The following is an 11,526-nucleotide window of genomic DNA, read 5'->3' as shown; positions in this document are numbered from 1 at the left end:
CTCCCGTTCCCGCTCATGGATGGGTGCCGTACTGCCGGCGGGCCTCGTGCACCAGCAGCCAGATCAGGTAGATGCCGCCCAGGCAGACCGTGAGGAGCCCGACCGGGACGACCCGGTACACCGCGGCGATCACCAGGGAGAGCAGGTGCGCGCCGGCCAGCAGGGCCGCGCCGGTGCAGGCGGCGGACAGCGTGCTGACGCCCGCGGTGCGGCTCAGCCGGCGGGCGATCTGCGGTGCGGCCAGCGCGATGAACGCGATCGGGCCGGCCGCCGCGGTCACCAGCGCCGTCGTCGCCACCCCGACGACCAGCAGCGACAGCCTGGCCGTGCCGACCCGGGTGCCCTGGGTGACGGCGGCGTCGTCACCCAGCTCGAGGCGTCGCAGCGACGGCGACAGCACGACGGCGGCGGCCACGATCACCGCGGCGATGCCCAGCGAGGGCAGCATCGACGACCAGGTGATGTTCGCGATCGAGCCGGCGGCCCAGAAGCCGACGGTCAGCGCCTCCTCGACGTCGGCGCGGGTGATGAGGTAGGCGTTGGCGGAGTGCAGCATGGCCGCGATCGCGATCCCGACGACGATCAGCCGGAACCCGGCGATGCCGCCCCGGTAGGCCAGCAGGTACACCGCCAGCGCGGTGACCAGCCCGCCGGCCAGCGCGGCGGCCGCGACGTTCCAGTAGCCGCCGGCGCCGAACACCAGGACGGTCAGCGCCACGCCGGTGTAGGAGCCGGCGTCGAAGCCGATCACGTCCGGCGAGCCGAGCGGATTGCGGGTGAGCGACTGGAAGATCGCCCCGCCGACGCCCAGCAGCGCGCCGAACACGAGCGCGGCCGTGACCACCGGCAACCGCCACTCGAGCACGATCGTGCGGTGGAAGCGCTCCCCGCCGCCGACCAGGGCGCGGGCGACCTCGCCGACGCCGAGCCGGTAGTCGCCCAGGCCGAGCGCGAGCACCGAGGTCCCGAGTGCGAGGGTGAGCAGCGCCGCCGAGACCCCGACCAGCCGCAGTCCGATCCGGCCGGAGAACAGCGGGGTGCGGACGGTGCGCAGCGGATAGCCGAAGTCGACCGGCTCGCCGGTGCCTGCGGTCCCGGGGTCCGGGACGTCGGGCCGGGTGCGGGTCACAGGCCGCTCGCCTCCCTCCGGCGGACCAGCGCGATCAGCACCGGCGCGCCGATGATCGCGGTGACGATGCCGACCTCGATCTCGCCGGGGCGGGCGATCACCCGGCCCAGCACGTCGGCGACGAGCACCAGCACCGGGGCGGCGAGCGCCGAGTAGGCGATGATCCACCGCTGGTCCGGCCCGACGAACCAGCGCACCACGTGCGGCACCATCAGCCCGACGAACGCGATCCCGCCGGTCAGCGCGGTCGCACCGCCGGCGAGCAGGGTGATCACGACGATGCCGAGCACCCGGGCCCTGGCCACCTTCGTCCCGAGCGACGTGGCCAGGTCGTCGCCGAGCGCGATCGAGTTCAGCGCACCGGCCAGCGCCACGGCACCGATCAGACCGGCGATCAGGAAGGGGGCGACGAGCAGCGTGTCGGCCAGCCCGGTGCGGTCGATCGAGCCCAGCCCCCAGTTGCGGAACGCGCGGAAGGTCTCCGGGTCGATCAGGGTGAGGAAGGTCGAGAAGCCGTTGAGCACCGCGCCGAGCGCCACCCCGGCGAGCACCAGGGTGACCGGCGAGGCGGTCCCGCCGCCTGCCGAGCCGATGACGAACACGACGACCGTGGTCACCGCGGCGCCGAGGAAGGCGAACCACAGGTACCCGGTGATGCTCGTCAGGCCGAACACCCCGGCGCCGAGGGTGACGGCGAACCCGGCGCCCGCGTTGACGCCGAGGATGCCGGGCTCGGCCAGCGGGTTGCGGGTGAGCGCCTGGATCAGTGCGCCGGCGACGCCGAGCGCGGCACCCACGAACAGCGCGACGACCGTGCGGGGCCACCGCTCGGTCCACACGATGATCGACGCCTCGGAGCCGTCCCGGGACCACAGCGCCGACCACACCTGGTCGTAGCCGACCGGGTTCGCGCCGTGCGCCAGCGACAGCAGCACGGTGAGCGCGAGCGCGACGACGATGGCGCCGAGCCCGACGGCCCGGCGCCGGTACAGCGACACCCCGGCGGACGCCCCGGCGGACGGCCGGGCGGGGTCGTCGTCCCGCCCGGCCGTCCACCGGAACCTGGAGCTGATGGTCACTGCCGATCAGCCGAGGTCGAGCCCGTCGATCCGCGTCGTCAGCTCGTCGGCCGCCCACGGGAGGCTCGTCGCGCTGGCCCCGCGGCGCAGCACCCAGGTCAGCTCGCTGCCCGGCTCGTCGATGGTGACGCCGACGTAGCGGCCCCCGGCGACCGCCGGTAGGGCCTGGAACAGCGGCGCGCTCTCGCGCGCCTCCCGGCCGGGCGCGTCGTTGTAGAACATGACCAGCACGTCGCCGTCGAGCTGCCCGACCTGTTCGTCGGCCACGCTCGCGTCGGCGACGAACTGCTCGGCCAGCGGGTTCGGGGCGAAGCCCATCGCGGTCACGATGCGCTCCGCGGTGCCACCGGCGACGGTGTAGTAGTCGATGCCGGACTGGGTGTAGTCGGTGGCGATCGTGATCGTCCGCCCGGCGTACTCCGGGTGCTCCTCGGCCGCGGCGGTGACGGCCTGCTCGGCCTCGGTGATCACCGTGTCGGCGGCTGCCGGGAGGTCCAGCGCGCGGCCGATCATGCGCTGCGTCTCCTGCCAGGAGATCTGGTCACCGGCGACCTGCTCGGGGTTCTCCAGCACCGGGGCGATCGAGCTGAGCCGCTCGAAGGCCACCTCGTCCTGGACGAAGTTGGTGGCGATGATCAGGTCGGGCTCGGTCGCGGCGATGCCCTCGAAGTTGATCGGGTCGCGGCGGGTGGCGGTGTCCCGCGTCTCGATCCCGGAGAACCACTCCTGGCTGCGCCACGGCCACTCGGTCTCCTCGGCCATCGTGTAGACCGGGGTGACCCCGAGCGCCTCGAGCGCGTCCAGGTTGGGGGAGAACCCGATCACGGCGACGCGCTCCGGGCGTTCCTGCAGCGTCGTCTCGCCGGCCCAGGTCGTGAGCGTGAGCGGGTACTGCGTGGTGCCCTCGGCCGCGGGGAGCGCCGATCCGCCGGCGGCGGTGTCGCCGCCCGCGTCCTCGTTGCCGGTGCTCGCGCAGCCGGCCAGCGCCACCAGCAGGGCGACTGCGAGTGCGGGCACGGCGTTCCGCCGCCCGCGGCGGAACATGGGGATGGCCATGACCGTCCTTTCCTGAGTGAGTGATGCCCGGGGAACGGGGTGATCCGGGGTGCCCGGACAACAGCAGTCAGGTTAGGCAACGCTACATGGGGTGGGGTGCAGATTCCGACACGATGTGTGCAGTTGCCGCCAAGATCCAGCGCTGGAGGGTGTCGCTGCCGGACACTGGTGAGGTGTCCCACGCTGTGCGGTCGCCCGACGACGGGGTGATGAGCGACCAGGATCACGCCGATCCCGGCGGGGCCGGGCTGCCGTGGCGCATCCACGTGCCGCCGGTGTCGATCGACGAACGCATCGAGACCGACAAGCACGTCCTGCTGTGGCAGGTGCGGGGCCGCTCCGACTTCACCGTCGACGGCGCGCCCCGGGGACTCCGGGTCGGCCAGGCCCTCTGGCTGCCGGTCGGTACCCGGCACGCGTTCACCACGTGCGTGAACTCGGTCCTGCTCCCGATGTTCTTCGAGGTCGCGGAGACCGCCACGACCCTACATCAGCCGACCACCATCGATGCCGACCGTGACCTGCGGACGCTGTTCCTGGCCTTCATCCAGTCGACCTACAGCATCATCCGGCCCAGCACGGACATCGCGCGCCAGATCCTCGCCCTGATCGAGGAGCGGCCGGTGCTGGCGACGTCGCTGCCGATGCCGACGACGGACGCGGCGCTCGTCGTCGCCGAGGCGCTGCGGTTCAACCCGGGCGACGAGCGCTCCGTCGACGAGCTCGCCGAGTCCGCACACACCTCCACCAGGACGATCGAGCGCGCCTTCCTCGCCGAGACCGGCATGACGCTGCGCCGCTGGCGGATCGGCAACCGGATGGAGGCGGCGGCGATCCTGCTCCGCTCGCAGACGACGCCGGACGCGGTGGCCCGCCGGGTGGGGTACGCGAACACCAGCGCGTTCCGGCGGGTGTTCAAGGGGCACTTCGGCGAGACGCCGAGCCAGTACATCGAGCGGTTCCGGGTCGAGCGGTGACCCGGCCGGTCCGGGCGGGCGGACCGCGGCGCCGCTACCGGTCCCGCCAGCTCAGCGGCGACAGGTTCACTGCCGCCTCGGCGACCCGGCGGGCGGTGTCGGTACTCAGCGCCTTCCGGCCCGAGTCGATCCAGCCGTCGACCCGGCCGACACCGACGTCCCGGTACTCCACGGCCTGCAGGATCATCTCCAGCTTGTCCGCGTCCCGCGCGCAGCGGGACTCCGGCGACTCCCCGCTCTCGTACTCGTCGACGGCGGCCCGCACCATGGTCCTCGAGCCCGGCGGAAGGGACGCGGTCTGGTCCGCGGTGATGGCACGTGCATCCGGCTTCACCAGGTACTGCCCGGCGGTCGGGGGCAGGTCCCCGGTGCGCACCTCCTGGCTGTCGTGGAAGATCGCGAGAAGCGACGCCCGCCCGGGATCGGCGCCCTCCTCGGCCGCGAGCAGCGCGGCCAGCTGGGCGACGCGCGCGGTGTGCTCGGCGACGGACTCGGGATCGCGCACTCCTGCATGCCACCAGCCGGCGCGGCGGATGCGCTTCAGCACTCCGAGCTCGTAGCCGAATGCTGCGATGCTCGCCGATTCGTCTGGCATCGAATCAGATCTCCCTCACGAATCCGCAAGGCGGACGGCATAGAGTAGTCCCACCACTTGATCGCGCTCGGCGCGCGTCAATAACGGGCTTGATTCCAACACGTCGAGTGTATCACCGAGTTTCTGCACCGAATCCTTCGGCAAGTTTCGGAAGAGCTCGCTCTTGTACGACACCAGGGTGTGCAGTGACCGGAGGTTCAACGGCCGGTGCGCGGCGCGTTCGTCCAGGCGGTCGACGAGGTGAGCGAGGAGTCGGCTGCCACTCCAGTCGGAACGGGAGTCCTTAAGCATGAACGAGTCGTCGGCATGTTCGCCGCTCGTCTCGCCGATCCAGTGTGCCCAGAAGTTGAGGTTCACCAGTTGGGCACGTTCTCCACTGAGGTTGTCGACGAATTCCTGAATTCGATCCGAATCGCCGCCTGTTGCCAGCGAGACGGCCGCGGAGCGCGATGTGAGGTGTCCGTGCAGGTCATCTGACATCTCGATCGATTTCGGGGTCGTTCGGCGATGCAGCGTGCGGATCCAGTCCATGGTGGATGGTCGTGAGTCGAACCCGAGAAAATAGATGGCCTGCCTGCGCAGGAGCCATTCGCCGGTGTCCGCCGCTCTCTCGGTGATGACCATGAGATGGTCGAAGAAGCGCAGCCGATCTCCTAACGGCAGCTGCGGGGGCGAGGCAACCGGCTTTCCCTGTGCGTTGACGACGTGCGCGATACCCCGCGGCCACGACGAGATGAGCGGTAGCGCGACGAGGTTGGCCGCCGTTCGCCGGAGCACGGTACTCGCCAGCGGGTGCTGATCGAGTTCGGCGAGCTCGCCGGAAATCCGTACCCCGCATGTAAGGATGAGGTCCGCAGCGATTGCCTGATGAATGTGTCCCGCGATGGTGACAGGCGCGGCGGCGCGGGCGAGTAGTCGGCACACGCCCATCACATCCCCGGCGGCGGCTGCGGCGAGCGGACGTCGGCCCGACTCCCAGCCCTGGATCGTCGAGACGTCGACGCGGAGCATTTCAGCCAGTTGCTCCTGGGTCATCGACGCAGTGCGACGCGCGGTCTTGAGCGCGAAGCCTGCGACGATCCCCACGGGGCGTGCACCGTGACCGCCGGTCAGGGTGTCGTCGCGCCGAACCATGATGAACCTGCCCTCGCGGAGTATGCGATGACCGGAACCCGTACTGCCGGTCAGTGGTGTTCGAAACCGTGGACCATATCATGGTGACATCGTTCAGCACGGCGCAATAGTTCGATTCACAGATCCAGCACCGACTCACTGTAGCGGAGGCAGGTCGTGTCGCACGCACGCGGAAATAATCCCTATCACGTGTCGTTGAACTGCGGACGGGATGGGCGCACGCACATGGTGTCGCACCGCGATTTTGTCGACGGAGTTTCGAATAACCGCGGTACCTACCGCGCTGAATGCGGTACTCATATTCTTGCCAGATCGCTCACTCGGGGTGGCGCTGACTGTCTGGCGTGTACACGGGTCGGCGCGGCGAATATGGCAGAACTCGCCGAGGGCAACCGAAACGGCGGGAACCGGATTGGAAAATCTGTACTCATGCAGCGCGGGCCGGGACGGATGCGGGGCGGCATCTCGGTGTTACGTCGCCTTGTTCGACGGTGCGGGGTTCCGGAACTGCTGCTGACCGGGTCTGCCAGTAAGGAATGACTCGTCGATGCACATCACTGGCAATTGCGGCATTGGGGACATCGGTTTCGCAACATATGCTCCGGCCCGAACCGGAATCCAGGGGAGACGACATGCGATCGCTGTTCGCCGACGTGCGTTTCCGTCGGCTGTTCGCCGCGCAGGTGGTCGCGCTCACCGGTACCGGCCTCGCCACCGTCGCGCTCGGGCTGCTGGCCTACGACCTGGCGGGCGAGCGGGCCGCGCTGGTGCTCGGATCGGCGCTGACCGTGAAGATGGTCGCCTACGTGCTCGTCGGTCCGGTGGTGGGCGCGGTCGCCGACCGGGTGCCGCGGCGGCGGCTGATGCTGGCCGCGAACCTGGTCCGTGCCGCGGTGGTCCTGGCGCTGCCCGGCGTCACCGCGCTCTGGCAGGTGTTCGTGCTGATCGGCGTGCTGCAGGTCGCCTCGGCGACCTTCACCCCGGTGTTCCAGTCGGTGCTGCCCGACATCGTCACCGGCGAGCAGGACTACACCCGGGCGCTGTCGGCCGCACAGCTGGCGAACAGCCTGGAGACGGTGCTGAGCCCGCTGCTGGCCGCCGCGGCGCTGCTGGTGCTGAGCTACTCGTCGCTGTTCGTCGGGACGGCCGCCGGGTTCGCCGTCTCGGCGGTGCTGGTCGCCGCGACCGTGGTCCCGCCGGTCGCGCAGCGCGCACCCGGCGGGTTCGGCAGCCGCCTGCTGCTGGGTGTGCGGCTGTTCCGGGCGGTCCCGCAGCTGCGCGGCCTGCTCGCGCTGAACGCGGTGGTCGCGACGGTCGGGGTGATCTCGCTGGTCACCACGGTGAACGTGGTCCGCGACCTGCTCGGCGGCACCGACGCCGAGGTGGGGCTGCTGCTGGCGGTGTCCGGGGCGGGCACCGCGGCCGCGGCGGCCTGCTCGCCGTGGCTCGCGCGGCGCGCGTCGGTGCGCACGGTGATGCTGGCCGGCGCCGGTGTCTCGCTCGGCGCGGCGGCCGCCACGGTGTTGCTCGGGCTGTACCCGTCGTGGACGGCCGCCGTGCTCGCCTGGGCGCTGGTCGGTCTCGGCCCGGGCTGGATCATGGTCAACACCGGGCGGCTGCTGCGGACCTCGTCCGGGCCGGGGCAGCGGCCCGCACTGTTCAGCGCGCAGTTCTCGCTGTCGCACGCCTGCTGGCTGGTGACCTACCCGCTGACCGGCTGGCTGACCGTGACCCTCGGGTTCGCCGGGACCTGGATCGTCCTCGCCGTGCTGACTGTGGCCGGCACCGGGGTGGCGGTCGCGTTGTGGCCGCGGACGGGTGCCGACCTGGTCCGGCACCGGCACGACGACGACGTCGACCACGACCACGTGGCGCGGGCGCGGTGGACCCGGCGGGGCTGGACCCACTCGCACCGGCTGGTGGTCGACGAGCGGCACCCGCACGGACCGGTCCCGGTCTGAGCCCCCTCATCCCCGGTCGGCACCGGCCGGTGTCGAGGGGAGCCCGGTCGCGGCCTCGTAGGCGGCGGTCTCCCGCCGGCTCATCGCGGTGCCGAGCAGGATCCCGATCAGGGAGAACGCGATCAGGGCGCCGTAGAGCAGCTGGACCGGCAGGATCCGGGTGCCGTCCACGCCGACCAGCGCGGCCGCGACCAGGGGTACGAAGCCCGACACCAGCGAACCGGAGAGCTGGTAGCCGAAGGAGATCCCGGTGTACCGCAGCTCGGTCGGGAACAGCGTGGTGAGGAACCCGGACAGCGTCGCGTAGTACACGGCGTGCCCGATGTAGGACAGCACGATCGCCAGGTAGACCGAGCCGGTGTTGCCGGTGCTGATCAGCGCGAGCATCGGTATCGGGGCCACCACCAGGTAGACGACCGTGAAGATGATCTGGGCCCGCCGGACGCCGATCCGGTCGGCCGCGATCGCCGCCAGCGGGGTCGCGATCACCTGGATGAGGGCGCCGATCAGCAGCGCGTTGAGGAAGACGTCCCGCGCGACGCCCTGGGTCTCGGTGGCCCAGTTCAGCGCGAACACGTTGCGGAAGTAGACGCCGGACACGGCGAAGCTGGCGACGAAGACGCAGATGTTGGTCAGCGGGAACCGGCGCAGCAGCTCCAGCACCGGCACCTTCGACGACTCGGCGGCCGCCTCCTTGCGCTCCCGGGCGGCGACGAACTCCTCGTTCTCCTCCAGCTTGATCCGGATGACCAGACCCACCACCAGCAGCGTGCCGCTGAGCAGGAACGGCACCCGCCACCAGAAGTCGAACAGCGCGTCACCGGAGGGCAGCAGCAGGAACACACCGGTGGACAGGATCGATCCGACCGGCGCACCGACCTGGGCCATCGAGGCGGCCAACACCTTGCGGTGCGCCGGTGCGGCCTCGGAGGCGATCAGCACCGCGCCGCCCCACTCACCGCCGACCGACAGGCCCTGGATCATCCGCAGGACCAGCAGCATGATCGGTGCCGCGACACCGATCGACTCGTAGGTGGGCAGGCAGCCGATCGCCACCGTCGCGCCGCCCATCATCACCAGGGTGATCAGCAGCGACGTCTTGCGGCTGACCCGGTCGCCGATGTAGCCGAACAGCACCGCGCCGACCGGTCGCAGCACGAAGCCGATGGCGAAGGTGGCGAGCGCCGACAGGGTCTGGGCGAGCGGATCGGCGTCGGGGAAGAACAGCCGCCCGATGACGAGGGCGGCCGCGGTGCCGTAGACGTAGAAGTCGTACCACTCGATCGCGGTGCCGGCGAAGGCTCCCCAGGCGGCCCTGCGTGCCTTGACCGACTGCTCGTCCGTGTTCGTGCCGGGTTGTGGTGGTGGGGTCATGACTCGATCCGATCGTCGTCGACGGTGGGGGAGAGGGTGCGGATCAGCCGGTGATGGCGAAGCCGACCTTGGCCACGCCGCGGCCGAGGTCCCGGGCGCGCTGCAGCGCCTCGGGTGCCCGATCCAGGTCGTACATGCAGGTGAGACAGTGATCGACGGCGATCGCCCCGCTCCGGATGGCGCCCACCGCCTCGCGGAACGAGCGGAGCCCCGGCTCCTGCTGGGTGCCGCTGATCCACTCCAGGGTCAGCGACCTGCGGAACGCCCGTTCGACCGGGAAGGGCGACCGGCCGTGCCGCTCGGGGTAGCCGAACAGCCCGACCGTGCCGTGCTCGCGGGCGGCCTCCACGGCGTCGGCCCGGGTGCGGTCGTAGCCGGCGGCCTCGATCACCAGGTCGGCGCCGGCACCGGCGGTGCAGTCCCGGACCGCCGCCACCAGGTCGTGCTGCGGGGCGAGCACGGTGGCGCTCGCCCCGAGCGTGGCGGCGAGCGCGAGCCGCTCCTCGCTGAGATCGGACACCACGACCGATCGGCAACCGGCCTGCCGGGCCAGCTGCACGAAGAACAGCCCGGCGGCGCCGGCGCCGAGCACGGCCACGTGCTCCGGCGGCTCCACCAGCGCCCGGGTGAACTTGCGCATCGCGTAGATCGTGGTGCCGAGCTGCTGGGCGAGCAGCAGGCGGCGCAGGTCGGCGCCGTCGGGCAGCGGGACGACCTGGGTGTCGTCGACCTGCTGGTACTCGGCGAAGCAGCCGCCACTGCGCCCCAGCGGGACGGTCAGCACCGCGGTGCCCACGGGGACGTGCCCGGACCGGCTCTCGGTCACCACACCGATCCCCTCGTGCCCGGGGTAGCCGGGCGTGCCGATCCGCGCCGGATCGTGCATCCGGTCGTAGACCATGTGCACGTCCGAGCCACAGATCGCTGCGTAGTGCATCCGGACCAGGAGCTGTCCGGGACCGATCTCGTGGATCGGGAAGTCGGCTACCTCCACCACACCGGGTGCGGCAAGCGTCGCGGCGCGCACGTCACAGTCCTCCGGGGATTCAGAATGCCGGGATGCCGGTGATGGCCCGGCCGATGATGAGGGCGTGGATCTCGTCGGTGCCCTCGTAGGTGCGGACACCCTCGAGATTGGCCGCGTGCCGCATCGGGGAGTGGTCGAGCACGATCCCGTTCCCGCCGAGGATCGTGCGGGCACTGCGGCAGACGTCGATCGCGGCCCGGGTGTTGGCGAGCTTGCCGAACGAGATCTGCTCCGGGCGGAGCAGCCCGGCGTCCTTGAGCCGGCCGGTGCGTTCGGCGACCAGGAGCCCCTTCTGGATCTCCAGCACCATCTCGACCAGCTTCTGCTGGGTGAGCTGGCGGGAGGCGATCGGCGAGCCGAACTGCTCGCGGTCCAGCGCGTAGCGCAGGGCCGTCTCGTAGGCGTCCCGGGCGGCACCGAGGACACCCCACATGATCCCGTAGCGGGCCTCGTTCAGGCAGGTGAAGGGCCCGCGCAGGCCGGTGCACCCGGGCAGCAGCGCGTCCGCGGGCAGGTGCACGTCGGTCAGCGTGACGTCGCACTGCACCGAGGCGCGCATCGCCAGCTTCCCGCCGATCGGGGTCGCGGTGAACCCGGGGGTGTCGGTGGGGACGGCGAACCCGAGGATCTTCCCGGGTTCGCCGTCGTCGCGGGCCCAGACGACCGCGACGTCCGCGAGTGATGCGAGCCCGATCCACCGCTTCGCACCGTCGAGCACCCAGCCGTCGCCGCGCCGGACGGCCCGGGTGGTGATCCGGGCCGGATCGCTGCCGGCGGTCGGCTCGGTCAGGCAGAAGCATCCGATGAGGTCCCCGCCGGCCATCCCGGGGAGCCAGCGCCGCTTCTGCTCCTCGGAGCCGAACCGGGAGATCGCGGTCATCGCGAGCGATCCCTGCACCGAGACGAAGGTGCGGATGCCGGAGTCCCCGGCCTCCAGCTCCATCGCGGCCAGCCCGTACTCCACGGAGCTGCGGCCGGGACAGCCGTATCCCTTCAGGTGCATGCCGAGCAGCCCGAGCGAACCGAGCTCCTTCACCAGCTCGACCGGGAAGGTCGCCGACTCGTACCAGGCCGCGATGTTCGGCCGGATCCGGTCGTCGACGAATGCCCGGACGTCGTCGCGCACACCGAGCTCGTCGGGGGTGAACAGGCCGTCCAGGTCGAGGTAGTCCCGAGCCGGACCGGGGATCGGGG

The 11,526-nt window shown here is 71.2% G+C and carries 10 protein-coding genes; 2 read left to right on the top strand and 8 right to left on the bottom strand.

The window, feature by feature from the left end; all coding sequences use genetic code 11:
- Positions 1–13: 13 nt before the first annotated feature.
- Genes ABD160_RS07845 through ABD160_RS07835 form a run of 3 tightly spaced genes read right to left on the bottom strand, consistent with a single transcriptional unit; the run spans position 14 to position 3,264 of the window.
- A complete protein-coding gene (locus ABD160_RS07845) occupies positions 14–1,129 on the bottom strand; it encodes a FecCD family ABC transporter permease (protein ID WP_344019929.1) in 1,116 nt (371 codons plus the stop codon).
- Entirely contained in the window at positions 1,126–2,208 is a 1,083-nt protein-coding gene (locus ABD160_RS07840; protein WP_344019927.1) for a FecCD family ABC transporter permease, read from the bottom strand. The genes ABD160_RS07845 and ABD160_RS07840 overlap by 4 nt, the downstream gene beginning before the upstream one ends.
- A gap of 6 nt (positions 2,209–2,214) precedes the next feature.
- Positions 2,215–3,264, bottom strand: a complete 1,050-nt coding sequence (locus tag ABD160_RS07835) for an ABC transporter substrate-binding protein (protein ID WP_344019925.1) — start codon at positions 3,262–3,264, stop codon at positions 2,215–2,217.
- A 209-nt stretch (positions 3,265–3,473) separates the two neighbouring features.
- Between ABD160_RS07835 and ABD160_RS07830 the strand changes: the two genes are divergently transcribed.
- Positions 3,474–4,241: an AraC family transcriptional regulator gene (locus ABD160_RS07830; protein ID WP_344019923.1), complete on the top strand. Its 768-nt coding sequence runs from the start codon at positions 3,474–3,476 to the stop codon at positions 4,239–4,241.
- A gap of 34 nt (positions 4,242–4,275) precedes the next feature.
- Here the strand turns inward: ABD160_RS07830 and ABD160_RS07825 are convergent, their stop codons facing one another.
- Both ABD160_RS07825 and ABD160_RS07820 read right to left on the bottom strand, forming a co-directional pair.
- The gene (locus tag ABD160_RS07825) at positions 4,276–4,836 is read right to left on the bottom strand and encodes an HD domain-containing protein (RefSeq protein ID WP_344019921.1); all 561 of its coding nucleotides are present in this window, start codon (positions 4,834–4,836) and stop codon (positions 4,276–4,278) included.
- Positions 4,837–4,851: 15 nt separating this feature from the next.
- Positions 4,852–5,970 carry a helix-turn-helix domain-containing protein gene (locus ABD160_RS07820; protein ID WP_344019919.1) on the bottom strand — a complete coding sequence of 373 codons (1,119 nt, stop codon included), beginning with the start codon at positions 5,968–5,970 and terminating at the stop codon, positions 4,852–4,854.
- Between the two features lie 632 nt (positions 5,971–6,602).
- Here ABD160_RS07820 and ABD160_RS07815 point away from each other — a divergent pair.
- Positions 6,603–7,931, top strand: coding sequence for an MFS transporter (locus tag ABD160_RS07815; RefSeq protein ID WP_344019917.1), 1,329 nt, complete (start codon positions 6,603–6,605; stop codon positions 7,929–7,931).
- A 6-nt stretch (positions 7,932–7,937) separates the two neighbouring features.
- On the opposite strand, the gene ABD160_RS07810 is transcribed toward ABD160_RS07815, so the two are convergent.
- The 3 genes from ABD160_RS07810 to ABD160_RS07800 are packed head-to-tail and all read right to left on the bottom strand — an operon-like array spanning position 7,938 to position 11,521.
- On the bottom strand, positions 7,938–9,305 hold the full coding sequence (locus ABD160_RS07810) for an MFS transporter (RefSeq protein ID WP_344019915.1): 1,368 nt from the start codon (positions 9,303–9,305) through the stop codon (positions 7,938–7,940).
- 43 nt (positions 9,306–9,348) lie between these two features.
- Positions 9,349–10,332 carry a zinc-binding dehydrogenase gene (locus ABD160_RS07805; protein WP_344019913.1) on the bottom strand — a complete coding sequence of 328 codons (984 nt, stop codon included), beginning with the start codon at positions 10,330–10,332 and terminating at the stop codon, positions 9,349–9,351.
- Between the two features lie 19 nt (positions 10,333–10,351).
- The gene (locus ABD160_RS07800) at positions 10,352–11,521 is read right to left on the bottom strand and encodes an acyl-CoA dehydrogenase family protein (RefSeq protein ID WP_344020887.1); all 1,170 of its coding nucleotides are present in this window, start codon (positions 11,519–11,521) and stop codon (positions 10,352–10,354) included.
- Positions 11,522–11,526: the final 5 nt, after the last annotated feature.

The sequence above is a fragment of the Pseudonocardia kongjuensis genome (assembly GCF_039526905.1).
GTDB lineage: Bacteria > Actinomycetota > Actinomycetes > Mycobacteriales > Pseudonocardiaceae > Pseudonocardia > Pseudonocardia kongjuensis.
This window is presented reverse-complemented; position numbering and strand designations above follow the sequence as displayed.